22 protein-coding genes and 1 tRNA gene are annotated in these 24,070 nt (G+C 59.9%); 13 read left to right on the top strand and 10 right to left on the bottom strand.

Annotation, left to right across the window (positions count from 1 at the left end; all coding sequences use genetic code 11):
- Positions 1 to 21: 21 nt before the first annotated feature.
- A complete protein-coding gene (locus tag NW839_RS01710) occupies positions 22 to 4,542 on the bottom strand; it encodes a DUF559 domain-containing protein (protein WP_414350821.1) in 4,521 nt (1,506 codons plus the stop codon).
- Entirely contained in the window at positions 4,539 to 7,433 is a 2,895-nt protein-coding gene (locus NW839_RS01705; RefSeq protein ID WP_414350823.1) for a helicase-related protein, read from the bottom strand. The genes NW839_RS01710 and NW839_RS01705 overlap by 4 nt, the downstream gene beginning before the upstream one ends.
- A gap of 97 nt (positions 7,434 to 7,530) precedes the next feature.
- Here NW839_RS01705 and NW839_RS01700 point away from each other — a divergent pair, with 97 nt between their 5' ends.
- Both NW839_RS01700 and gap read left to right on the top strand, forming a co-directional pair.
- Complete coding sequence (locus NW839_RS01700) at positions 7,531 to 8,091, top strand: Crp/Fnr family transcriptional regulator (RefSeq protein WP_414342364.1); 561 nt, start codon at positions 7,531 to 7,533, stop codon at positions 8,089 to 8,091.
- A gap of 156 nt (positions 8,092 to 8,247) precedes the next feature.
- On the top strand, positions 8,248 to 9,267 hold the full coding sequence (gene gap, locus NW839_RS01695; RefSeq protein WP_011433307.1) for a type I glyceraldehyde-3-phosphate dehydrogenase: 1,020 nt from the start codon (positions 8,248 to 8,250) through the stop codon (positions 9,265 to 9,267).
- Positions 9,268 to 9,301: 34 nt separating this feature from the next.
- Here the strand turns inward: gap and NW839_RS01690 are convergent, their stop codons facing one another.
- Complete coding sequence (locus NW839_RS01690; protein WP_414350825.1) at positions 9,302 to 9,862, bottom strand: 2'-5' RNA ligase family protein; 561 nt, start codon at positions 9,860 to 9,862, stop codon at positions 9,302 to 9,304.
- A gap of 59 nt (positions 9,863 to 9,921) precedes the next feature.
- Between NW839_RS01690 and NW839_RS01685 the strand changes: the two genes are divergently transcribed.
- Positions 9,922 to 10,371, top strand: coding sequence for a (2Fe-2S) ferredoxin domain-containing protein (locus NW839_RS01685; protein WP_414331431.1), 450 nt, complete (start codon positions 9,922 to 9,924; stop codon positions 10,369 to 10,371).
- On the opposite strand, the gene NW839_RS01680 is transcribed toward NW839_RS01685, so the two are convergent.
- Positions 10,340 to 10,972, bottom strand: a complete 633-nt coding sequence (locus NW839_RS01680; protein WP_414350828.1) for a lysophospholipid acyltransferase family protein — start codon at positions 10,970 to 10,972, stop codon at positions 10,340 to 10,342. The genes NW839_RS01685 and NW839_RS01680 overlap by 32 nt on opposite strands.
- Positions 10,973 to 11,059: 87 nt before the next feature.
- Entirely contained in the window at positions 11,060 to 11,770 is a 711-nt protein-coding gene (locus tag NW839_RS01675) for a Uma2 family endonuclease (RefSeq protein WP_414330056.1), read from the bottom strand.
- 152 nt (positions 11,771 to 11,922) lie between these two features.
- Here NW839_RS01675 and NW839_RS01670 point away from each other — a divergent pair, with 152 nt between their 5' ends.
- The 4 genes from NW839_RS01670 to groL all read left to right on the top strand — a co-directional run bounded on the left by NW839_RS01670 (position 11,923) and on the right by groL (position 15,772).
- Positions 11,923 to 12,402 carry a GNAT family N-acetyltransferase gene (locus NW839_RS01670; RefSeq protein ID WP_414350832.1) on the top strand — a complete coding sequence of 160 codons (480 nt, stop codon included), beginning with the start codon at positions 11,923 to 11,925 and terminating at the stop codon, positions 12,400 to 12,402.
- Positions 12,403 to 12,413: 11 nt separating this feature from the next.
- Entirely contained in the window at positions 12,414 to 13,529 is a 1,116-nt protein-coding gene (locus NW839_RS01665; protein ID WP_414350834.1) for an NAD(P)/FAD-dependent oxidoreductase, read from the top strand.
- Between the two features lie 88 nt (positions 13,530 to 13,617).
- Positions 13,618 to 13,944, top strand: coding sequence for a 30S ribosomal protein PSRP-3 (locus NW839_RS01660; RefSeq protein WP_414330048.1), 327 nt, complete (start codon positions 13,618 to 13,620; stop codon positions 13,942 to 13,944).
- A gap of 199 nt (positions 13,945 to 14,143) precedes the next feature.
- Positions 14,144 to 15,772 carry a chaperonin GroEL gene (gene groL, locus NW839_RS01655; RefSeq protein WP_414330046.1) on the top strand — a complete coding sequence of 543 codons (1,629 nt, stop codon included), beginning with the start codon at positions 14,144 to 14,146 and terminating at the stop codon, positions 15,770 to 15,772.
- Between the two features lie 211 nt (positions 15,773 to 15,983).
- Here groL and NW839_RS01650 read toward each other — a convergent pair whose 3' ends face one another.
- Positions 15,984 to 16,379, bottom strand: a complete 396-nt coding sequence (locus NW839_RS01650) for a DUF4346 domain-containing protein (RefSeq protein ID WP_414330043.1) — start codon at positions 16,377 to 16,379, stop codon at positions 15,984 to 15,986.
- A 197-nt stretch (positions 16,380 to 16,576) separates the two neighbouring features.
- Entirely contained in the window at positions 16,577 to 17,209 is a 633-nt protein-coding gene (locus tag NW839_RS01645; protein ID WP_414330041.1) for a DUF4384 domain-containing protein, read from the bottom strand.
- A gap of 260 nt (positions 17,210 to 17,469) precedes the next feature.
- Here NW839_RS01645 and NW839_RS01640 point away from each other — a divergent pair, with 260 nt between their 5' ends.
- Complete coding sequence (locus tag NW839_RS01640) at positions 17,470 to 17,907, top strand: tetratricopeptide repeat protein (RefSeq protein WP_414330039.1); 438 nt, start codon at positions 17,470 to 17,472, stop codon at positions 17,905 to 17,907.
- On the opposite strand, the gene NW839_RS01635 is transcribed toward NW839_RS01640, so the two are convergent.
- Positions 17,888 to 18,367 (bottom strand): TerB family tellurite resistance protein, encoded by a 480-nt coding sequence (locus NW839_RS01635; protein ID WP_414350839.1) that lies wholly within the window; start codon positions 18,365 to 18,367, stop codon positions 17,888 to 17,890. The two genes, NW839_RS01640 and NW839_RS01635, sit on opposite strands and share 20 nt — an antisense overlap.
- Before the next feature lie 256 nt (positions 18,368 to 18,623).
- On the opposite strand from NW839_RS01635, the gene NW839_RS01630 reads away from it, so the two are divergent.
- From NW839_RS01630 to rsmD, 4 genes are all read left to right on the top strand, one after another.
- Positions 18,624 to 18,708: transfer RNA gene (locus NW839_RS01630), tRNA-Ser, on the top strand.
- A 583-nt stretch (positions 18,709 to 19,291) separates the two neighbouring features.
- On the top strand, positions 19,292 to 20,053 hold the full coding sequence (locus NW839_RS01625) for a HEAT repeat domain-containing protein (RefSeq protein ID WP_414350840.1): 762 nt from the start codon (positions 19,292 to 19,294) through the stop codon (positions 20,051 to 20,053).
- 39 nt (positions 20,054 to 20,092) lie between these two features.
- On the top strand, positions 20,093 to 20,980 hold the full coding sequence (locus NW839_RS01620; protein WP_414350841.1) for a Sll0314/Alr1548 family TPR repeat-containing protein: 888 nt from the start codon (positions 20,093 to 20,095) through the stop codon (positions 20,978 to 20,980).
- A gap of 9 nt (positions 20,981 to 20,989) precedes the next feature.
- The gene (gene rsmD, locus NW839_RS01615; RefSeq protein ID WP_011433333.1) at positions 20,990 to 21,541 is read left to right on the top strand and encodes a 16S rRNA (guanine(966)-N(2))-methyltransferase RsmD; all 552 of its coding nucleotides are present in this window, start codon (positions 20,990 to 20,992) and stop codon (positions 21,539 to 21,541) included.
- Here rsmD and NW839_RS01610 read toward each other — a convergent pair.
- Together NW839_RS01610 and glgA are read right to left on the bottom strand one after the other, a co-directional pair.
- Positions 21,538 to 22,158 carry a hypothetical protein gene (locus NW839_RS01610; protein ID WP_414350843.1) on the bottom strand — a complete coding sequence of 207 codons (621 nt, stop codon included), beginning with the start codon at positions 22,156 to 22,158 and terminating at the stop codon, positions 21,538 to 21,540. The genes rsmD and NW839_RS01610 overlap by 4 nt on opposite strands.
- A gap of 45 nt (positions 22,159 to 22,203) precedes the next feature.
- Positions 22,204 to 23,745 carry a glycogen synthase GlgA gene (gene glgA, locus NW839_RS01605; RefSeq protein WP_414350846.1) on the bottom strand — a complete coding sequence of 514 codons (1,542 nt, stop codon included), beginning with the start codon at positions 23,743 to 23,745 and terminating at the stop codon, positions 22,204 to 22,206.
- Positions 23,746 to 23,865: 120 nt separating this feature from the next.
- Between glgA and NW839_RS01600 the strand changes: the two genes are divergently transcribed.
- On the top strand, positions 23,866 to 24,070 hold a 205-nt coding region (locus tag NW839_RS01600), incomplete at its 3' end, for a hypothetical protein (RefSeq protein ID WP_414380449.1).

Here is a 24,070-nt window from a genome sequence, read left to right as displayed (position 1 = left end):
AAATGCAGATCTATGTGTATTCTAAGCTTTTGTTGAGTGCTGCGCCAGCTTCTCCCACGCCTCCAGTACCAGCCGCCGGGTGCGGTATTCGCCGTATTGACCTATCTCCTTCTCCTTCAGCACGCGAAAGGTTTCGCTGGGGAAGGTGCTAGCAGCAGCGCGGGTAGCGTAGCCAGCCGGGTCGAGCGGGTCTGCCACCTCTTCCCGCGGGTCGAGTATGTCTTCCAGTTCGCGTTCGGTGAGGTCTGCCGGGTCGAGGATGTAGCGCAGTTGCTTGCGGGTGAGGCCGTAGAGCCGGGCGTAGTACGCATCCAGTTCAGCGCGGAGGATGGCGCGGCGTTCCTCGTTCCAGGTGAACGGCGGGAAGGGGAAGCCCTCACCCAGTGCTGCGGGCGAGGGGGTCGGGGGGTGAGGTCTAATCACAGCCCGCAATCCTTCGTCTGCCTCTCGCCATACGTCGTCGGCGAAGGGTTTCATGTCCCACGCGGTGTAGACCAGTTCCAGCACGCGCGGGACGATGAAGCGCAAATCTTCGGGGGTGTAGGCTTCGGGCGGCAGGACGGGGAACTGTTCGACGTAAAAGAAGTTCATGTTAACGCCTGCCAGTTTTTGACGAACGACCCAGTCAAATGGGAGCGAAATCAAGTTACCTGTCAGGGTTGCTGTGAGTACTGAGTTGGTATCTGGCAACAGCAGAAATACATTATCTCCGGCTCCTGTCGTGGGTATTAAGGCAAATATGGCAGTGCGTTCATTTGTTGCATTCGTAATACGTCGGAAGCCGAGCAGCCAGCCGCGTTGCCACTCGCCCAGGCGGGCTCGGACTTCTTCCGCGGGCACCCAGTACCAGGGCTGGACAACAAAGTGCGGGTCGGCGTGCCGGGCTTCGTCTGGCGTGGGCAGTTGGGTGCTGGCGCGGTCGCGCACGCCCTCATAGGTGCCGTAGCGGTGGTCGTAGTGCCAGAGCATCTTGGCTTCGTAGAGGGGGAGGTAGCCCTCACCCCCGGCCCCTCTCCCAAGGCTTTGGGAGAGGGGAGAAGGATGCTCGTAGGAATGGGCAGTAACAAAGGCGGCAATCTCTCGCAGGACTTGTTCTGTGCGGTCGAATATCTGGTCATTGGTAAAGCGCAGAACGGCAAAGCCGTGTTCGCGCAGGATTTCCTCCCGCAAACGGTCGCGTTCCTGCTGAGTGGGTTCACGGTGCACGGCGCCATCTATCTCAATGATCAGGCGGGCATCGTCACAGAAGAAATCGGCGATGAATTGTCCAATCGGATGTTGACGCCGGAATTTTCGGCCTAGCAGCCGACGGTCACGCAACAATTCCCAGAGCAGGCTTTCGGCGGTCGTCGCCTCGCGACGCAACTGCCGCGCCCTGGCAATCAGTTCCTGGCTGGCCTTGGGTAATTCGTACCCTCCTTCTCCCGCAGCGCGAGAAGAGAGGTCGGGGGCTGCGATCCTTCCCCCCTCTCCCGCAGCGTGGGAGAGGGGGCTAGGGGGTGAGGGCACAAACACATTCCCCACCAGCCGGTAACCTTGCTTTTCCAGCTCTGCGCGGGTGCGGAAGAGGTGCGAGTCGTTGGACATGTGGAACATCGCCATGAAGCGCACGTCCCAAGGGTTTTCACCCGTGTGTTCGTTAACCAACACCGGCACGCGCTGATAGATGGCGCGGGTCAGGTCGGCATCTTGCCGGGTGCGGAAGACGGGCAGGGTGCGGGTGTTGGGGTTGATGCGGGCAATGTCGGCGGCACTCAGGCGGAAGACGCGGCGCGGGTCGCGCAGGTGTTCGGGGCGGGTGGCGAAGAAGGTAAAGGTGGTGGCGTCGGTCTGGGTACGGCTGCCAGTGAGGGTGAGCAGGCAGAATTTGTAACTGCGATGTACGCCGGGAAAGAGCGCTTCACGGTTTTCAAAATCGAACAGGCTGAGCAGTTGCCCTTTTTCCACCAGATCGGCGAAGAAGAACTGGTTGGTCGCGTCGGTGGCAATGCCGGTGGGAACGATGATGCCGGCCCGTCCGCGGGGGCTGAGCAGGTTACGCACGCGCTCGGCAAAGACGGAATAGGTGTTGATGTCGCCGCGGCCGGTGAGGGGATATTGACCACTGCCCCGTAAAAAGCGGCTGGTGCTTTCGGCGCCGTGCAGGGCACGCTGGTAGTCGTGCCAGAGGGCGGGGTTGGTCTTGGGTAGGTCGGCGATCAGCCGTTTGCGGGCAGCGGCGTTGGCGGCGCGGGCAATGGCGGTATCGCGGCTGGCAAAGAACTCTTCTTCCTGCAACTTGATGCGCTCCCAGGGCGGGTTGGAGAGGATCACATCAAAGCCGCCACTTTCAAACACCTCTGGAAACTCCAGCGGCCAGTGGAAAAACCGATTCTCGACAGCGAGGGCCTGAGCAGTGGCAAGGGCCTGGGAGGGGGTTCTCTCCTGCAGTCGATCAGCCACGGCTTGGGTGGTAATGGCCCTAGAGAAGTCAGGGATCAAGGGCTGGAAAAAAGCGGCTGTCCACAGGTTGCAGGCTTCCACTAGCTTTTGGTGTTGCGGGTCTTGGCAGTAGCGGCTGTAGAGCTGCTGCTTGCGGCTAACCTCTGCCGGGGAGTTGTCTGGAATGGCTTCTAGCTTCTGTCGCTCCTGGCTAAGCTCAGCCACCACCTGGTCAGTGTCAAAAGCAAGGGAAAGCTGCCCTGTTTGCAAACTCTGGCACTCGGTGCGATTGCGCTGCTTTAGCGAGCGGGCAGCCTCCTTGGAGTCAGCGCTAACCGGGGTAAAGGCTTCATCGGGGATGCCCTTTTCCAAAATCGCCAAATCCAAGACACCCACCAGCGAATCGCCGCACTTGATGTGGTGATCCAGGAAGGTGAGGGGCTTGCCGGCGCAGTGGGCCTCCAGCCACAGGGCCACGCGGCAGAGTTCCACCGCCAGCGGGTTTTTGTCCACGCCGTAGATGCAGTGCGCCACCACATCGCGGATGGCCTCGCGGACACGCTCGGGGGCGGGTTCCTCTTCGCCGGTGCGGATCTTTGCCAGTTCCTTGCCCAACCTGCGGGCGGCAGCAAGCAGGAAGTGACCGGATCCGCAGGCGGGATCACACACACGGATGGACAAAATCGCTTGCTCTTTTTCCTCAGGTGGGCGAGCGGCTTTCAGCCGTTCTTCAATCACTGGCTCCAGCGCCGAGCGGATGAGTTCGGCCACTAGCTCCGGCGGGGTGTAGTAGGAGCCTGTGCTCTTGCGCTCTGAGCCGTAGCTCAACTCAAAGCGAGGCGCCCCTTGCCCAGTTACAATCTGAGGCTGGTAGTCGAGCAAGCTTTCGTAGACGGATCCCAGTTCTTCTACATCCAGCGCCGCGTAGTTGACCCGCCGAAGGGGAGAGGTGGGGTTTTCTCGGTAGTAGGCTAGGTGCGAAAAGGCTTGCAGCAGATCCCGGTTGCTCAGGCTGCACTCATCTAGCTCCAGAGGGGCAAACAGCTCTCCGTTGAGAGGAGCAGCCCCCAGCAGCTCCGCCAGCTCCTCTTGGGAAAGCACCCTCCAGAGCACCCGCAAGCTGCACCAGAGATCCTCGTGTTCGTCTTGGGCACTTTGCCGATCCAAAAACCGCCGCAGCCGCGTCACGCTGTAGTGCTCGCGATAGAGCGCCGCGCTGCTCATCAACCCCCGCTCTTCGGAAACCAAGAGGAACAGGAACCGGTAGACCAAGCGCAGCAGTTGGCGGTAGAGCTCCCTGGGATCCGACAAGAGCCGCGCTCTCAGCCTCTGGTTCTTGGGATGGGCCAGGAACCCATTTGCCAGCAACCTGATGCACTCCTCAACCCCCTCCCGCAGCCGTTCCCGTACCCGGCCACCCTGCTCCAGGGCCTGTTGGTAGTACTTTTCCAGCAGACAATCCCCTGCTAGCTCTGCCGTTTGGGGCAAGCGGCTGCGGTGCAGCAGCCGAAAGAGGATGGCAAAGTCGTTAAACCGCTGCTCCTCTAGGATCTGCTTCAGGTCAAACTCCACATAGGCCTGCCGACGCACATAGGTGGAGTCCCGCAGGAGGCGCAGGGTCAATCCGTTGGTAACAATGCCCCAGAGGTGCTCGCTGCGGTTGAGATACTCCTGCAGCAGCGAGTGGGGTGCCAGGCGAGGCCGGCCAGAAGCCGGCACGCGGCCCAGCTCCTGGCGCGCGCCGACGATGTGCACCGGTGGCGCGTCTTCCGCCTCGCCCATGCGATGCGAGATGGGGAAGTTCATTCCGTCCACCTCGCAGGCGCGCGGTTGATAGCGCACCTCGATCCCCAGCAAACTGAAGAAGGGGATCGCCCAGGCATCGCGGGTGATGCTGGTGGCGAGATCGCTTTCGGGCAGGCGCTGCAGGCGGCTCTGGAAGGCCTCCCAGTACTTTCGACAATCGGCAAAGACCGCGGCAATCTCTTCGACTGGGCCGCGCTTGCTGTTAAAGCCGAAGTCTTCTGGCTTCTGTCCTGGCAGATCCCCTGCCAGCAGCTTTTCGAGAATATCGGGCCCCAACAGGCCTCCTTCGATGCGTACCCCAGAAAACTCGCTCATCGGCAAACCACCGGTTGGAGAACAAGGAGTCCTAAAAGATCGGGGGGAAGCTGCGGCTTCACCTTCAGCCCCCGCCCCTGTAGGGACACGGCTTGGCGGATGCGCCTATGGGCAGCCTCCAGCTCAGCAGCACGCTGCAAAATCCGCTCCCGCGCCGCCTGCTGCAGCCGGTGATCCCTTCCCCGGTTTTCCTCTGTCTCCTGCCACGGGCCGAGACAGGCCAGGAGATGCTGAACCAGCTCCCGCTTTTCCGCTAGCGGTAGGTTCTCATCCGGCTTGGCCGTGGCCAGCAGTTGGAGAGCTGCGCCCGTCTCCAGCCAGCGGGCCTCGCCGCTCTCCAGGCCAACACCGCCTAGCACCAGCACCTCTTCCGCCAAGAGAGGCTGCCCCTGGGGTTGCTCCACCAGGTAGCGCACCCGCAGCAGCAGTAGAGTTGTAAGATCAACTACCGCTCGGGTGCGTAGAGCGCCGCAGCGGGAGACGACAGCATCCCCTTTCTCTGGGTTGTCGAGGGCTTCCTCCAGCAAAAACTGGGCCAGGGCAACCACGACGCGGTGGTTGCGGCCAATGTATTCGGCACCTTCGGGCGTGGGCGAGTCGAAGCTGATTAGCCAACGCCCGCCTTTGGGAGAGGGCAGGGCCAGGCGAATGGCTTCCGGCAAGGTGGCAGTGGCTTCGGAGCCAACGCTAACCTGGTAGACCCCCGACCGCTTCCCTGGGGTTATGGCTAGGTTGAGGCGCTGGGCGGCAGCCAGGAAGAATTCGCGCACAGCTTCGGGATCCCCTAGCACGGCATCGGTGGCCTCCAGCTCCCGCTGCACTGCCTCAGGCTTGAGGGCCCGCTGGGCAAAACGGGTGCGGTTGCGCCGCTCCTGTTCGACAGAGCGATCCCAGCGCCGGTGAAACTCATCCACTTCCGGCACGCCAAGATCGAGGGTTAGCTGGCGCTCGGCGGACCAGTGTCCCTTGCGCAGGAAGAGGGCTTCGAGCACAGCCTGGGTAACGCTTTCGCTAGCCTCCGGCACAGGCACGTGGGTGCCCAGGGTGCGGTGGATCTCCCGCGCTTTGTTGAGCAACACCTCCAGTACCACGCCATCTACGGGGTTGTCGCGGCCAAAAAAGCGGATGACCTTGACCCGGCTGGCCTTTTGGCCGTAGCGATCCACCCGGCCCTCCCGCTGCTCCAGCCGATTGGGGTTCCAGGGCAGGTCGTAGTGGATGACGGCTGTAAACTTTTCCTGCAGGTTGATCCCTTCCGAGAGGCAGTCGGTGGCCACCAGCACCCGTGGTCGGTCAACTTCCAGATTCGCGATCCTGGCCTCCCGCTCCTCGTCTCCCATCCTGCCCGTTACACAGGCTACTTGGGCTGGGGATCCCAGCTGTTGCCGAAGGTAACTGTCCAGATACTCCGCAGTGGCAACGTAGCGGCACCAGAGGATGGGATGAAAACCTTCCTGAAGCAACTTTTTCACCAGCTCGATGGCCCGCGCCAGTTTGGTGTCGTGCTCTGGGCCCTGGAGCTGTTTGGCCAGACGGGCCAGGGCCTGCAACCGGCGGCGGTCGCTATCCGGCAGGGTTGGGTCTGCGGCTTCAAGAGCTGGCGTTGGCAGCTCATCGTCGGTACGCTCTTCTGCCGACTCGAACACCCAGCGGCTCAGTTCTGCCTCAACCTCTTCTTCTGCCTCCAGGGTTGCTCCGCTGCGATTGTGCAATGCCGCTACTGCTGCCGCCGGGCTGGACATTACGCAGCGCAAAAGGGCCAGCGCTCCCCAGTAGCGCACTCGCTGCTGGCGCTTCTCTAGTTGCTGCCCTGTGCACACCAATTCCGAGCAAAACCCATAGGTGTCCTCGAACAGCTTGCGCTGCCCCTCAGAAAGGGTGTAGGTTTCATCTTCAGCTTCCCGGGTTGGAAAACAGGTGAGCTCCTGCCAAGTTTCCCGAATATCTCGCCGCGTGCGCTGGACAAAATGACGGGCTAGCTGGACGCGTTGGTCTTCGTTGAGATCCTGGAGATCCCATGTCTCGAACTCGGGCCGCAGCAGCCCCAGCAGCGAGCGGAAGGCCTCTTCGACACCGCTGTGGGGAGTTGCCGTCAGCAGGATCAGGTGGCGGTTGGGGTTTTGGGCCACCGCTTTGAGCAGACTGTGGCGCTCCTGCTGGTTTTTGCCATGGGCCGCCGCTGCCCCATGGACTTCGTCGGCAATGACCAGCTCAGGACAAAATTGCAGAAATGGGTGGCGGTTGCGCTCGGTCTTGACGAAGTCAATGCTGGCCACCTGGACAGGAAAGTGCTCGTAGAGGCTGCGCCCAACAGGGGTTTTTCGCTCCAATTGCCCCACCGTTCCCGAGCGGATGACCACTGGCTCCAGGTTAAACTTCTCGGCCAGCTCGCTGGCCCACTGCTCGCACAAATAGGGAGGGCACAGGACACAAAGGCGTCGGATCTCGCCGCGATCCAAAAGCTCCCTGGCTATCAGCAGCGCCTCGATGGTCTTGCCCACCCCTACGTCGTCGGCAATCAATAGCCGCACCGGATCGAGGCGCAGCGCCATGAGCAAGGGCACAAACTGGTATACCCGTGGCCGAATCGAGAGGCGCCCCAGAGAGCGAAAGGGAGTTGCGCCCTCCCGTAAAATCAGCCGGGCCGCCTGCCAGAGGAGAAGGGTACTGGTGGCATCGGCAGGATGATCCCCAGAGGGCCAAGGAAAGGCGGTAGGCTCCACTCGCTCGAAGGGCAAGGTGCCGCCCACAAGGTTCATCAGGTGTCGGTGAATGCAAACCGCATCTTCTGGGGTGCCGGTGAGGGGCCGCAGCACCACAATTTCTTCTGAATCAGCGGGGAGCACCACCCACTCGCGGTTGCGGCAGCGGACAATTGAGCCAGGCTGCATGGGATCCCTGGGAGCGACCTACCTTTTCCATTGCATCTTAGATACTCTTTGGGGACAACTCTCTCCCATCTCCCAATACCCTGCCGGCAGCGGTAGGATGAAACGGAGCCGGCCTCAGGTACCCCTCTGGCCCACCGACATCATGAGCAGCCCCCGTTATCCGTTTGAGCGTGTTCGCGAGCACTTGCTCTTCCAATCTTTGGAAGATGCCGAGTGGAAGGCGCTGACGGCAGCCCTGTTGCCCAGCCGCTTCTCTCCTGGCCAGGTGATCTTTCAAGAGGGGGATCCCAGCAGTGACCTGTACATGATCCTCAGTGGAGTGGTGGAGCTGCGTCGCCAATATGTGCGACATCCGGGAGATTATTGGCTGGCTACGCTGCACGCCGGGCGTTTGTTTGGGGAACTTTCTCTGCTGACGGGGCGGCGGCGCTCCTTTACAGCAGTGACCATAACCGAGGTGCAGACCCTGCGCCTCTCCAACGAGGGGCTGATCCTGTTGCCTCTGGAAGTCCAGGTGAAACTCTACCGCGCCTGGAGCCAGATCATCAGCGAGCACCTTTACTGGCTGGATAGTATGTTCACGGATCTTCTGGAGCAGCGAGGGGTAGAAAATGTAGCCTCGGCTATGGCTCTGCTGCACCAGCGCTATCCCGCTTGAAAGAGGCTCAATCCCTGCTCCGCATAGGTTTGCAGGTCAACGTCCACGAAGACAACCCCTTGGATCCCAAATTTTGTCTTCAGAATGTTCAGGGGTTGCGATATCATGTGCTAAGCAGCAGCCCCCAAGAGATTTCAAGCAGCGAGGTCAGGAGCAGTGGTTAGGGTAGCCATCAACGGGTTTGGTCGCATTGGTCGCAACTTTTTGCGCTGTTGGCTGGGTCGCTCTCAGTCCAACCTGGACATTGTTGCCATCAACGACACCTCAGATGCTCGCACGGCTGCCCACCTGCTCAAGTACGATTCCATCCTTGGGCCGTTGCAGGGAGCAGACGTTGAGCCTGCAGAAAACGGTTTGGTGGTGAACGGCAAGCATATCTATGCCGTTTCCGACCGCAACCCCAGCAACCTGCCCTGGAAAGAGTGGAAGGTGGATCTTGTTATTGAAGCTACAGGTGTTTTTGTCGACTACCAGGGTGCCTCTAAGCACATAGAAGCGGGGGCCAAAAAGGTGGTGATCACCGCCCCGGCCAAGGGGGGAGACATTCCCACGTTTGTCTACGGTGTTAATCAACACACCTACGACCCGGTGCGGCACAACATTGTCAGCAACGCCAGCTGCACCACCAACTGCCTTGCCCCGATCATCAAGGTGTTGCTGGACAAGTTCGGCGTCCTCCGTGCCACCATGACCACCACCCACAGTTACACCGGCGACCAGCGGATCTTAGATGGTGGTCACCGCGATCTGCGGCGGGCCCGGGCAGCAGCATTGAGCATGGTGCCCACCACTACGGGGGCGGCCAAGGCGGTAGCTTTGGTGATCCCGGAGCTGAAGGGCAAACTGAATGGGGTGGCGGTACGGGTTCCCACGCCCAATGTGTCTCTGGTGGACTTGGTGGTGCAGACGGAGCGGCGCGTGATTGCCGAGGAGGTAAACGCTGCCCTGAAGGAAGCCTCGGAAACCACGATGAAAGGGATCATCGCCTACTCGGATATTCCCTTGGTCTCCATCGACTACCGCGGCCACGACTGCTCGGCCATTGTGGATGCGGAGATGACCAGTGTGCTGGATGGGGATCTGGTCAAGGTCATGGCTTGGTACGACAACGAGTGGGGCTACTCCCAGCGGGTGTTGGACTTGGCGGAATACATGGCCGCTCACTGGGTGGAGTAGGCTGCTTTGGTTGGCAACCCTCTTCTGTTCCCCATTATTCCCCCATCGAGAACTGGGCAAAAACCTGCCAACGTTTGCCGTCGTGGAGGAGAAGCGTCAAAGCCGACGCCGTGAAGGAACTTTGAAAAAAACGGGTCTTGAACTGCGGCCAAGCGGCGCGAAAGTGGGCGGGGGTTAGGTCTCGGAAGGCCACAGTTATGTGGGGCACAAACGGACGGGCTTGAGCGGTCGTTTCTTTCCGGTTGAGAAGGAGCCCCATGTGGTGATGGGCTTGAGCTTGTAGCTGCTGCAGTTCTGGGGAGGGCACGACGTGAATAAAAATGACACGCGGCGCGAAGGCCCCAAAGCCGGATAACTGGATGGCGACGGGAGTTTGCTGCTTGGCAAAGGCCTCTAGGGATCCCGTCAAGGCCGGCAGATCGGAACTGGGCCACTCGAACGGCGGCACCAGAGTGATGTGGGGAGGCGAGCGCAGGGCCGCTTGGCTGGCAAATTGCTCGGCAAACTGCTGTTTGATGGCTGTCACCTGCTCTTGCAGTGCTGGAGGGGGGAGCAGAGCAAGAAACAGTCGCTGCTTGGGGTTATCCACCAGCATCGGTAAGAACCTAGAGAACAGGGGATAATGCAACTGTAGCCAAGCCCAAACATCTTGTTATGTCGCGTCCTGTCGCTTCTTCCCCTATCCTGGATCCCTCCTCGGCAACCGGATCCCCAGGCCAAGCGCCTCAGCCGGCTCCCATTCCGCCCTACCAGTGGCATTTGTTCCTTTGTGCAGATCAAACCAAGCCCAAATGTTGTGAGAAAGCCGTGGGATTGGAAGCCTGGGACTATTTGAAATCGCGGATCAAGGAATTGAACCTGGAAATCGGGAGCGGGGGATCCCTGCGGGTACACCGCACCAAAGCCAACTGCCTGCGGGCGTGCGACTATGCTGTTCCCGGCCCTGTGCTGCTGGTCTATCCCGGTGGGTTTTGGTACCACTCGGTCACGCCGGAGGTGGTGGAGGAGATTCTTCAAAAGCACATCTTGGGAGGGATCCCTGTTGTTGAGTATCTGGTAGCCCAAGATACCCTCAGCGCCCCTGATCCAAAAGGGCATGGATAGCGTGCACGCACTCTGCCGTCACCTGCTGCAAATCGGCCTTATCGCTGGAAGCAGGGGGGGGAATCACGTTGCCAATGCGCACCGTGATGGGGCAGAACAAGCGCGGCCACCGGGATCCCTTGGGCAAGACCTTTTCCGTGCCCCAAAGGGCTACAGGCAGCAGAGGCGTTTGGGTGCGAGCTGCAACCAAGGCCGCTCCCAAGTGGGGCTGAGGAATGCGGCCATCGGGGGTACGAGTGCCATTCAAAAAGATCCCTACCGCCCATCCCTGCGCCAAAGCTGCTTCCGTGGCCCGCAGGGCAGCGCGGTCAGAGCCGCCTCTTTTGACCGGGTAGGCGCCGTAGAGCTGGATCACCTGCTTCAGCCCCGGCACCCGAAACAGCTCTTCCTTGGCCATGAAGGCCACCGGGCGGCGCACCGCATTGGCCACCAGCGGCGGATCCAAATGGCTGGCGTGGTTGCTGACGACGATGAGGGATCCCTGGCGAGGCACGTTTTCCTGCCCATAGGTGCGCCCAAAATACAGTCCCCGAAACAAGGGGTTGACCACCAGCCACTTGAGCAGCCAGTAGGCCAACCAATCCCGGCGGCGATAACCCATCTGTGAGTCCAACGATCCCTGCCACTCCGGCAGCAGTTCCCTCTCTGAGTGTAGTGGAGGGTGGGTGCTGAAGGGGATCCCTGGGCTTCAGCTCTCCAAATCGGGATCCTCACCCAAAGCCCGCAATCTTGCCGCCAGACGCTCCGCCCGTTGATGTTCTCGCTCCGCCCTTTGGCGTTCTTGCTCGGCCCGTTCCCGCTCCAACTCAGCCCGTTCATCGCCGGTCAGCAGCAACTGCCCTTGGGCATCACACCAGCGCAGCCAGCGAGCTTGTTTCCCCTCAAAAACGCCTTCCCACACCGTCAGGCCCAGCCCCACCTGTTCTAGCCAGGTCTCGGTCATTTCCGCGTAGTGGCGGCCCCGCAGTTCGAAAATGCGCAACTCCTCTGGCCCCAGCTCATGATTGGGATCGAAGACCGCGTAGTAGCTAACTCGCATCTGCTCATAACGGCTCAGCTTGCCTTCCAGCTCGTCGCCTTCGCGGTTGGAGACGATCTCGATCACCACATCCGGCGGCTTGTCAAATTGCCAGAGCAGGTAGCAACGGTTTTGCTTCTCCCACCATTGCTCCGGCACCGTGACGTCCAGGCTGAGAAAAACATCCGGCACAATCGGGGGCCGACCGATGGCGGTGTAGATGCCTACATTTGCCGCTGCTAAAAAGGTTTTGCCGCGCAAAGCGCTGTAGAGAGCCCCTGTCAAGAGGCGCTGCTGCTTTTCGGAGGCGAAATTATCCACCGGGGTATCGTCCTCCGTCACAAGGTCGGCAACGTCGGGAACCAGCAGTTCAGTATCCATGGGCAGATGGGGTTGGGGATGCTAGCGATCTTAGCTGCTCACCTCAGGGATCCTCTGCTCCCTGAGAAACAGAGAAAACAGAGTCCTCGAGCAAGCCCAGGTACAATCGAGAAAGCTTTACTTAACGATGATTTCTTTTTCTTCGCTGCTCGATGCAGATCGACATCCGTCCTGCGGAAAACTCGGACAGTGCGGCTCTGCTCCACATTTTGCAAGTGGTCTTTGCGGAGTATCCAGGCTGTGTATTGGACATCGAAGAGGTGCCGGAGTTGCTTCAGCCTGCCACAGCTTTCGCGGAGATGGGGGGATCCTTTTGGGTGGCGCAGCATCAGGATCAAGTGGTCGGCTGTGTCGGCCTTGTGACCGATGGGATCCCTGGGCGCATGGAGCTGAAAAAACTCTACACTCTGCCCGCAGTGCGCGGTCGGGGTTTGGGTCGGCGTTTGATTGAACAGGCCGAATTTGCGGCTCGGCAGCAGCAGGCGGACTCTCTGCATCTGTGGACAGATACTCGCTTCACGACGGCTCATCGGGTTTATGAGCGGCTCGGCTATGTGCGTCTGCCGGAAATTCGTGAATTGCACGATCGCAGCAACTCTGTGGAGTATCACTACGAAAAGCATCTCCATTGAGGGTTGGGCTGTTGAACTGTGATGTGCTGGTGATCGGCTGTGGGGTGGTGGGCTGTGCCATTGCCTACGAATTAGCCACAGCTGGGCTGTCGGTCATTGGAGTGGATGCCGGGGAGCCGGCCTCAGGCGCCGCGGGCGCGTCGCTGGGGGTGTTGATGGGGATCTGCAGCCGCCAGCCTAGCGGGGAGGTGGTGCAGTTGCGTCTAAAAAGCCTGGAGCTGTTCGATCCCCTAATCGCGCGGCTGGAGGAAGACCTGGGCCGGAGTTTGCCCGTCAATCGGCGCGGCATTCTCAAACTCCTCAGGGAGGAGGAAGTGGAAGCTTGGCAAGAGACCCTGGCGGCCCGCCGACAAGCAGGTTACCGCCTAGATCTGCTCAGCCCTGCCGAAGTGGGATCCCTGCAGCCCGGCCTGCGCAGCGACCTGGCGGCGGCCATCTACTCTCCCCAGGATCGGCAAGTCCAACCCAAGCTCCTAACCCAGGCTCTCTGGGAAGCAGCCCAACGCAAGGGATCCCGCTTTTTCTTCCACCAGCCTGTCCAGAAGATTCAGCGCAGCTCGGATCCCCCCTTTCGCCTGCAAACGGTTTACACGCCCGCTCTCACCCTCTCGGCAGGGCACGTCATCCTGGCGGCAGGTCTGGGCAGCTCTCCTCTGGCCAAAGAGCTGGGGCTGCAGGTGCCGCTGCAAGCGGTCAAAGGTCAGGCCCTGCGGGTCAAAGCCCCCGGGATCCCCCTGGGGCCCGTGGTCACCGACGCGGATCTGCATCTGGTTCCTTTGGGCGATGGATCCCTGTGGGTGGGGGCAACAGTGGAATTTCAGGCCCCTCATCCCGAGCCGACGCTGCTGGCGCTACAAGATCTGCTGGCCCGCGCCATCCGACTCTGCCCGGCTTTGGCCGAAGCGACTTTGTTGGATCATTGGGCCGGCCATCGGCCTCGACCAGTGGGACAGCGCGCCCCCATCCTGGGTTGGGCTCCTGGCTACGCCAATCTGCTCATTGCCACCGGCCATTATCGCAATGGAGTGTTGCTGGCCCCGATCAGCGCCGCCATCCTGCGGGACTTGGTACTGAAAGGGGAAACAGCCCTCTGTGATCTAGGGCCCTTTGCCCCCAGACAGGGCTGAGCCCGTATCCATCTTCCGGCTCTCGGCCCGCCGATGGACAGGACATATGTCAGAATGAAAGGCTGCCTGGTTAGGATCGGATCGTCCGTTGAGTAGCCCAAAGGAGAAGAGAGCCTTGCCGAAGTTCGCCCTAAAAGCCCTCTGGTTGGAAAACGATTTGGCTATTGCCGTCGATCAGGTGGTGGCCAAAAACCGCAGCCCCCTCACCCACTACTTTTTCTGGCCGCGGGATGACGCTTGGGAGCAGCTTAAGGCTGAGCTGGAAAGCAAAACTTGGATCAGCGAAGTGGATCGCATCGAGCTGCTTAACCGAGCCACCGAACTCATCAACTACTGGCAAAACGGCGGGCGCAACCGCCCCATCAGCGAAGCCCAGGCCCAGTTTCCCGACATCCTGATCGGCGGCAACTCCTAGCCCTCTCCCCCCTGTCAGCCAAAACGTGACTCCGGATCTGCCCATCTTGCTCAGGCTCCCGTCTTTGAGCTAGATTGGCACTCGGGAGTCTAGAGTGCTAACTCCCTGCTAGCCGAGCCGGAGGATTCCTGGGAACCCCACTCCGCCTGGCAGTACCCAAAGTAGGAGCCCAGTCAGACTTACGAGGATCGCGGATTCTATGGCAAAGCGGATTCTGTTTAGAGAAGAGGCCCGCAAGGCATTGGAGCAGGGCATCAACCAACTGGCGGATGCAATCAAGGTTACGATTGGCCCCAAAGGACGCAACGTGGTCTTGGAGAAGAAGTTTGGTGCCCCCCAAATCGTCAACGACGGGGTCACGATTGCCAAGGAAATTGAGTTGGCCGATCCTTTGGAGAACACAGGCGCCCAGTTGATGCGGGAAGTGGCCTCTAAGACCAACGATGTGGCCGGAGATGGTACCACCACAGCCACCATCCTGGCCCAAAGCATGGTGCGGGAAGGGCTCAAAAACATCTCGGCGGGCGCCAACCCTGTGGCTCTGCGGCGCGGCATTGAAAAGACCACTGCCTACTTGGTGGAGCAAATTGCAGCTCATGCCAAGGCTGTGGAAGGCCGTAAGACCATCGCCGAAGTAGCCACTATCTCTGCTGGCAATGACAGCGAAGTGGGAGAGATGATCGCCAAGGCCATGGATGCTGTAGGGCGAGATGGGGTGATCACGGTCGAAGAATCCAAGTCGCTGGAAACCGAGTTGGACGTGGTGGAGGGGATGCAGTTTGACCGCGGCTACATTTCCCCCTATTTCGTCACAGACTCGGAGCGGATGGTGGCCGAGTATGAGAATGCTTATCTGCTGATTACCAGCAACAAGATCTCCAGCCTGCAAGATCTGGTGCCCATCCTAGAGCGGGTGGCCCGCGAGGGTCGGCCTCTTCTGGTCATTGCGGAGGATGTGGAGGGAGAGGCTCTGGCCACATTGGTGGTGAACCGCCTGCGGGGGGTGCTCAATGCGGTGGCGGTCAAGGCTCCGGCTTTTGGGGATCGGCGCAAAGCCATGCTGGAAGATATCGCCATTCTCACCGGCGGGCAGCTCATCTCTGAGGATGTTGGCATCAAGCTGGATAAGGTCACCCTGGACATGATGGGGGTGGCCCGCAAGATCACTGTCACCAAAGACAAGACCACCATTGTGACCGATGGCAGCACCAAAGCGGCGGTGGAAAAGCGGGTGGCTCAAATTCGCAAGCAACTGGAAACCACCGATTCCGAGTACGACCGCGAGAAACTGCAAGAACGCATCGCCAAGTTAGCCGGGGGAGTGGCGGTGATCAAAGTGGGGGCTGCCACTGAAACAGAACTCAAAGATCGCAAGCTGCGCATTGAGGATGCCCTGAATGCCACCCGAGCTGCGGTGGAAGAAGGGATCGTCCCTGGCGGCGGGGCGACGCTATTGCACCTCTCCAAAGGGATCCCGGCTTTCAAGGCCAAGTTGAATGCCGAAGAACAGGTGGGGGCAGAAATTGTTTACCGAGCCTTGCAGGCCCCTCTCTTTCAGATTGCCCACAATGCCGGTCTGGAAGGGTCAGTGGTGGTGGAAAAGGTTTTGGAGAAGGAGATGCCCTTTGGCTTCGATGCCCTGAGCGGAACCTATGTGGATATGTTTGCCCAGGGGATCGTCGATCCGGCCAAAGTGGTGCGCTCAGCGCTGCAAAACGCGGCTTCCATAGCCGGAATGTACCTCACAACCGAAGCGATTGTGGTGGAAAAGCCTGAGCCCAAGCCGGCGGCCTCGGCGGCTGGCTCTGGAGCTAAGGGGATGATGTGAACTACCCCACAGCCAAAGTCAGGGGCTTCTGGGATCCCTAGACCGGGTTTCCCAAGGCTGCCCCTTCGGGCTAGCTCACCGGCGCCTTAAACATCCGTCTCTAGTGCCTGCTTGCCTGGTGTAGCAGATTGGATAGCGCTCCCTCTCCAGGCATAAATGCCGGGGCCCCCCTGCTAGGTCTCTGGTGAGTTCTGGCGCTGCATGGGCGGGCTTAGTCTTGGATGTACTCCTCGCCAGAGATCAGGGCAGCTTCGGCTTTTTGAAACTCCCTTCCCAAGTAGGCCGCATGGCTGAGCTGGGAGACCACTCTCTCCTGCTCCTTTTCAAAGATCTGTACACACAGTTCTTTGGCCGTGCGCCCAACATACACCCGTTCAGGGGATCGGTTGACGGAGCCCTTTGCCGGGATCACAGCTCCTGTTTCCGGATCGGTGGCCAGCCCCCGCTCATTGATGACGGTGCTGTAGTACTTGGCGCAAATGAGGTTCTGCTCCCGATCCAAGTAGATGACGAAATAGCCCGCCGGATCCAGATCCAGGGGTCGGCGGGAGAGATGGTCGTCAATGCTGCGAATCTGCTCGCTCAGGGGCTTGGAGGAAGGGGACATAGAATGGCCGACCAAAACCGCACAGGAGAAACGTAGCCGAGACTACCTTTGGCTGCTCTCATTGTGGCAGATGAACCCAATCTTTGGGCAGCCTTTGGGGTGGTTGACTTCCTTCCCAGCTTGAACGGTGGGGCTGGTCATATACCCGATGAAGGGGATCCTGTGCGGGCCATCCACCTGAGGTCTCAGAGCTTGGATTAGCGCGGGGCAACCCGATAGAATCGGGTGGCCGTCACCCACTGGTCGGAAGGGATCCCCTCGACAATAATGGCGCGGGCAATGGCATTGCCCAGTTGGGATCCCCGCACCCGCACGTCGGCAAAGGATCCACTCTGCTCGAAAGAGGCGATCTCCTGGAAGTTCAGCGGACGGGGGGATGCCACCGCCAACACCTGGGCTTGGCCGAAGGGTGGAGCGATGGTCAACCGATAGCTGGCCCCCGGCGGCGGGAAGGTGCGCACTTCTCCGGCCCGCAGAAACTCGTTGCCGCCGGAAAAGCGGTTGGGCAAAATCAGGTGAGTACGGCCATCGGCTTGGATGCTGAACAAGTAGACGTAGGCATCGCGGTTGGTGCTCAGGGTAATGGCAATCGGCTCGCCAGGCCGGTAGATGGGGTTAGACCCGTGCCGATCCAGCTCCAGATTCACCCGCAGGTCGGAAGGAACGGGGTTGACAATGATGGAGCGGGTGCCAACATCCAACTGACGAGTATCGGCCAGTTGCAGCCTTTGTAAAGGAGGGTAGATGCCTAGGGTTTGCGGAAAAACAGCGGTGGTCGGAGCCACAGACAGCCCCAAAGCCAGCGGTAGGAAAAGCAGTTTGGCATTCATGGTTCACACCCAATCAATGGCTATGTTCATCCTAGGAAGGGGCACAGGTTGAGGGGGTCAGGCTTTGCGCAATCTCCAATCTCCTGCCGCGGCAGTTTCTCCTGCTGCAGATGGCATCACCCAGGGGGAAAAGACGCTGAACCGGCAGGGGCACAGCTCTGTTCTCGGCATCTAGGATGGGAATTGGGGGCAACACGTTTGGCAAGGGTTAAGCTGCAAATAACCTCACGCCAGGTTCCCATTCAACCCCCAACTTGCTCATGGCTCACGACAGCTACCAAGAAGGCATCGCAGCGGTACAAGCGGGCGATTTCCAGGCTGCCATCCAAGCGTTTCGCCAGGCAGTTGCTGCCGATCCAACCCATACCGAAGCTCGTTACAAGCTGGCCTGGGTACTGGGCATGAGCGGCTATCTGGATCCGGCCCTGACAGAGCTGGAAGCCGTTTTGGCGGCAGATCCCAACCATGTGGCAGCCCATTACAATCGAGGGGCCCTCCTCTTGCAAAAGGCCCAACTGGAAGCCGATGAGGATGGCCAAATCGATCTGGCCGTTCTACAGCAGGCAGAAGCAGCCTTTCAAGCGGTGATGCGCTTGGATCCCACCGACCAACGGGCCTTTGCCTTCCTCAATTTGGTCAAGCGGGCCATTCGCAACCATCAGGCGTCCACTCAGGTCTCTAGCGGCAGTGGTGGGTAAACCCCTGCACCAAGACTTCAATCGGCGCAATGCTGGGATCCCCCAGCTCAGCCTCTGCCTCTTGAGAGACCTGTTGCACCACTGCCGGTGACAGTTGCAGCTTTTCCACCAACTGCCGAAAAGCATCCAGCTCTTCCAGATTCACCACGGGCTCCTCCGGGCTGCGAGCGCTGGCGGCAATCACCAGGTAGCCCAACTTGAGGATGAGACGCTTCTCGGCCTCATCGCCGATTTTCGACAGCACCTCCTCCAACGGGACTTGCTGCACTAGGTACTGGCGGATCTCTTGCGCCAAGCTGGCCCGCTGGTCGGGATCCGAAGCAAAATGCTGAGAGAGTTGCTGGGCGATGAGTTCTACTTCCGCAGCCTCTAGCGCACCATCAGACCAGGCCATCGCAGTGACGGCTCGCAGCAGATTCATCTGCTTGGGAGTAATGCCGGGTGGGGGTGGAGTGGGCATATATCCTCCTGGGGTGGCTTATCTGCCAGTGTAGAAGGGGATCCCGGCCAGTTCTGGTTAAGTTTGGTATCTCCTCGATGGCCGGCAGCCTTGGCTCAAGCCAAGATAGGTGCTGCCTACCCGGTCGAAGGGGGGGCTTTTGCCAATGGGATCCGATAAGTCTGTGGAGGTTGTGGTCGGCTGGTGATTGCACAGCCTGAAGCCCATTGCGTAGCATAAATGAATAATGAATAAAGTCTGGGGATCCCAGCAGTTTGGAGAGGTGTCCGAGCGGTTTAAGGAAGCAGTCTTGAAAACTGCCGTGGTTCACGCCACCGTGGGTTCGAATCCCACCCTCTCCGTTTACCTTGAGGTGATGCCCAACGGGCCGCAGCTACAGAGATTCACATATCGCTTCTGGGGGAACGAGAGGCGGTCAGGGATAGGGGCGTACAACACTAGATAGCACTAGTTATCCACTAGTTATCTAGACATTGAGAGAGCTTGATGCCAGAACCGACTCAGCAACAGCTTTTACGGGGAGTGAGGGCAGTGGTCATGGCATCTCCTCAGGCAGCGGCAGAATGGATCAAGCGGTCAGCCGGGTGTCGGGAAGCTGGACGCGGTAGCCTTTGAGTTCTCTCGGTTGCGAAGCGGTGCATAGCACTCACACAAGCGCGGTCAACCTCTCTGCGTCCTTCGTCGGCCTCTCTACACTGAGAAGCATCCTGCGATTCTAGGGTAAAGACCGGTGGTGGGGAGCTGACGCTTTTGTTATCCTGTCGCATAAGCTCCCCCTCTGGGATCCCAGGGGAAAGTGGGCCAACCTTGCCTGACACTGAACGCCAGCACAGCCCGCATAATGTTCCCGCACAATGTCCTGCACAATGTTGTGTCAGCAAGACTTGGTTCTCGATGGCAGGTTTGCAGAGAGGACGTGACCTGATGTTTACTTGGCTCTGGACGAAACAATTTTCTCGCTTGAATCAGAGGCTACAGAGCCTAGAGGTAGCCCGCGAGGAAAACCTTCTGTCTCCCGATCTGAGCGCTCAAACTCTGCAGGTGGCCCCCGACTTTTGGGAACGGCAGCACCAAGCCTTTGTCTATGTGGATAAGCAAATGCGAAGGCTCAGCCGTCGCAGCAAGATTTGGGGAGGAATGGCGCTGCTGGCCATTCTGGCCGATGCGGCTTTGATAGTGGCAGGTCTGGCAGCGTTCCAGTCTTGGCAGCAGGTGCAGGCGGATCGCCAATTAACTCGCATTGCCCAACAGGTTGCGGCTGTCGATCCTGTGCAGCAAGCTTTTGATGATCTGGTGGCTCAATTGCCCCAGATGAGCGGGGCAGAGCGATCTCGTGCCCTAGAGGCGTTGCAGGCTCTCTCGGCTATCTCGATGGCGCACGGCGGCTATTCCTACGACGGTTCTGCGGGTATTTCTGTGTACAGCTTTGCTCTCCCAGCAACCCCTCTTGAGGCTCAACTGCAAACCATTTACCGGTTGGGGCAAATGCGGGTGGTGGAGGCGGTGCCGGCTTTGCTGACCAAGCTTGCGGACGATGAGCCGGTGGTGCGGGAGGCGGCGGCCCGTGCCCTCGGCCAAATTGGGGATCCGCGCGCCTTGGGTCCCTTGCACGATCTTCTGGCCTATGAGCCCAATGAGTTGGTTCAAGATGCCGCTATTGCTTCGATTGCCCAACTGCTGCGCTGAAGAGAGGGTTAGATGGGGGTGGGAGTTGAGGCACTGGGGATGAGTATCGGCAAAATGAGCAGGCTGGGCAAACTGCTGGGGGTGATTTGTTGGGTGTGGGGATCCGCTCTGCCCGTTTGGGCGCAGGATCCCTTCCGCAGCGGGGACAATGCCCGCCCCATCAGGCCGGAGGTGGCGGCAGCTTTTGAAGAGTTCTTCTGTGCAGGCCGCTACAGCCAGAGCCGGGAAAAACTGGAAATGGCCAAGAAGGCCTCCCCCGAAGAGCCGATGGTCTATGCCCTGTTGGCGGCGCTGGCTTATCAGGAGGGAGACCTGGAAGCATTTGCCCGGTTGGCTACCCAAACCCGACAGGTGGCTGCCGAGCTGAAAAAGACGGATCCCTTGCGGGGCAACCTTTATGAGGGTGTGGGCTACGGGCTAGAGGCAGCCAACATAGTGGTGCGAGATGGGGTGGTCATCGGTTTGCCCAAAGCTCTGCCCACCCTCAATCAATTGTTTGCCTCCATCCGGGCCGCCCAAGCAGTGGACAGCAGCGATCCGGAGCTCAATCTGCTCAACGGCTACATGGATTTGCTGCTGACCTACCGGGAGAAGGCTCTGAATCAGTTTCGGATGGCAGCTCCTGACTATCTGTCCTACCGCGGCCAAGCTCTGGCCTACCGGGATATGCAGCGCTTTGACGAGGCATTGGAGGCGGTGGATCGAGCCATTGCTGCTTCTTGCAGCAACCCCGAGCTTTACTACCTCAAGGCGCAAATTCTGGTTTCCAAAGGGCAAGACCGAGAGGCCGTCCCCCTTTTCGATCAGGCCCTGCAAGCTTCCGCCCAACTGCCCCAACCTTTGGTGGAGCAAATCCAGATGGAGCGAGATCGCGCCGCCCAGCGCAGTGGGTTGACCGGCCAGTTGCCGGCCATGCTTAGCCCCTGAAGGGATCCCATGAGCCTGCGCATCAGCGGCAAACGAGCGCTGCAAACTCCCGCTGGCTTGGGCACTCGACCCACACCTGGCCGGGTGAGGCAGGCCTTGTTCAACATCTTGCAAGGGCAGGTGGAAGGCTGTCGCTGGCTGGATCTGTGCTGTGGGGCCGGTACGGTGGGAGCAGAAGCTCTGTGTCAGGGGGCCGCTTTTGTGGCCGGGATCGAGATTGCCGCCCCTGCCTGCCGCATCATCCGAGCCAACTGGGCCAAGGTGGCGCAGCTGGGGCAATCTTTCCAGGTCATTCAGGGAGATGCCCGCAAGCTGCTCAGCCGCGGCCTGAACTTGGAGCCATTTGATTACGTGTACTTTGCTCCTCCCTACGAGGCCGGTCTGTACGCCCCGCTCCTGCCCCTGATCCCGCCCTTGCTCAAGCCAGGCGGAACCTTGATCGTCGAGCATCGCAGCGGCCAGAAGCTACCAGACCAGGTGGGATCCCTGCTGCGCTTTGACCAACGAACCTATGGGCAAACGGCGCTGGCTTTCTATCGCAATCTGGAAGAGCAGCTCTAACTGGGAAAGGGGGTGCTGACAAAGCCGATTTCCAAGAGCTGCTGATAGGCTTGGGTGCCCAGCTCGCGGGTTGGGCCCTGGCTGTTGATGACCTGGATCAGCCAGCCCACAGCCTCTTCCGGTCGCCCGGCGGCGCGATAGACCACGGCCAAATCGTAGGCGGCTTGATCCCGGGCTTGGGCGGCAACACGGGCCAGCTCCCGCTGTTCTTCGGAGATGCGGTTTTGGATCCCGGCGAAGGCGCGGGAGAGATCTTGGTGGTAGTTGGAGCGCTGGTTGTAGGCGTTGAACACCTGCTGCAGCAGCTCGACAGCCTGGTCGTAGTTTTGCGCTTGGATGGCGGCATTGGCTTCGGCGGCCAGTTGTTCGGCTCGCAATGCGCTGAGGGCGCTGCTGGGCTGCTCTAGGGCGCGAAACTGCTGCGGATTGGGAATAAGCTGTTGCCCGGTGGGGAGCTGCTGAGCAGTGGCCCAGAAGGTGGAGCCCATGCCCAGGACAAGGCCGAGCAGTACGCCGAAAACCAACCGCGCCCAAGAACGGCGCAGAAGGCTGAGCCCCTGTGCGATGGCGTCCTGGCGACAGCCTTGGGAAGCAACAGTAGGACGTCGTCCAATCATGTGCGGGTAACCCCCAAAACCTCTCTTGACCCGTTCCACTTTACCCTACTCCTCGGGTCTTTGCTGCAGCTCAGGGATCCCTTTGGAGCGAGGCTGGGAGGAGATGGGCTTCTTGAGCTTGGGCGGAGAGGAGCTGGGCGAGTTGGGTGGCTCTGGAGGCTTTTCCGGCAGCAGCGGTAGGTTGAGAATCAGCTCATACATGCGCAGGTATTCCAGCGCCGAGCGGTGCCAACTGAAATCGCTGGCCATGCCCCGCTTCTGCAGCGCTTGCCAAGTTTCTTTGTGCTGGAAGGCTTCCCAAGCCCGCGCCAGACAGGTGTAGAAGTCCAGGGCTTCGTAGCGGTCAAAGCAGTAGCCGGTGCCGATCCCCTTGCTGGGGATGTGGTGGCTGACGGTATCCACCAGCCCTCCCGTGCGGCGGACGATGGGCACACACCCATAGCGCATGGCGATCATCTGGCTGATGCCGCAGGGCTCAAAGCGGCTGGGCATCAAAAACGCATCTGCCCCCCCGTAGATCAACTGGGCCAGCTTGGGTTGGTAGCCTTTTTGGTAGGCCATTTTGCCCGGGTGCCGCTCGGCCATCTCCCGGATCCGCCCTTCGTAGTAGGCTTCGCCGCTGCCTCCCAGCAAAACGAATTGCGCGTCGCTGTAGTCCAGGAAGCGATCCAGGGCTTGGATGAGCAAGTCGATCCCTTTTTGCTCCACCAAACGGGCCACCATGCCCATCAGGAAGGTATCTGGGTTAACGGTCAAGCCCAACTTGGCCTGTAGCGTGGCTTTGTTGGTCGCCCGCCCGCTGAGATCATCGATGCTGAAATTGGCCTCTAGGTCTGGGTCGGTGCGGGGATCAAACCTATCGATGTCGATCCCATTCAAAATTCCTCGCAACCGTTCCCCTTTCCAGGCCAACAAGTCCTGCAGTCCTTCCCCATGCAGAGGGGTGCGAATTTCCATCGCATAGGTGGGCGAGACGGTGTTCACTTGGTCGGCGTAGAGGATCCCGGCAGCCATGGTGTTGTGGGCAGAAAAATACCAGGGCAGCCAGGTCATGCGCTCCAGTTGCCAGCGCCAGGGCCCTTGGTAGGCCAGGTTGTGGATGGTGAACACCGTGCCAATATCGGGAGCTTGGTGCATCCAGGCCGGGATCATGCCGGTGTGCCAATCGTGGCAGTGGATGATGTTGGGTTTCCAGGGGTAGTAAGTCCAGGCAAATTCGGCTACGGCGTTGGCAAAAAAGGTGAAGCGCCAGAACTCGTCCTCGCCGTAGTAGATGCGGTGGGGAGCAAAGCAGTAGTGGCTGACCAAGTAGAGGGGCACATCGGTGCCGGGCAAAACGCTTTCGTAAATATCGGCCACCTGACCCATGACCTGTTTAGACCAGATGGGATCTTTCGAGCGGGGGTATTGCCCCGGTTCCTGGCCGAACTTGTCCCAGAGAAAGCCATACAGAGGCATGATGATGCGGACATCCTGACCCAGCTTGCGCAAAACGACAGGCAGGGATCCCACCACATCCGCCATGCCCCCCACCTTGGCCAAAGGTGCTGCCTCTGCCGCTGCGAACAAAATCTTGGCTTGAACCACGCTGCCCTCCCTGGTGTTGTGGGCTCCGCTCCGCCGCCGTGAACGGATCCCGGCTCAGTTGCCCTCAGCCAAAACCCTTCCCATCCTAAAACACAAGGGATCCCTGCGCCGGATGAGCTGATGCAGCGCCTCATCTTGAGGTTATGTTGCAACTTATTGATTTTTCGTAAGATGGAAGGACAGTGCTGCTCAGAACTGTTGTGGGCGCTGCTGTATTGCACTTTATTCGTCGTCATTGTTCTGGAGAGACGTCCTATGACCATAGCGGTAGGGCGCGTGCGTCAGGAGCGAGGATGGTTCGACATCGTCGATGACTGGCTCAAGC

Source organism: Synechococcus sp. R5-15 (genome assembly GCF_047462035.1).
Lineage (GTDB): Bacteria > Cyanobacteriota > Cyanobacteriia > Thermostichales > Thermostichaceae > Thermostichus.
This window is presented reverse-complemented; position numbering and strand designations above follow the sequence as displayed.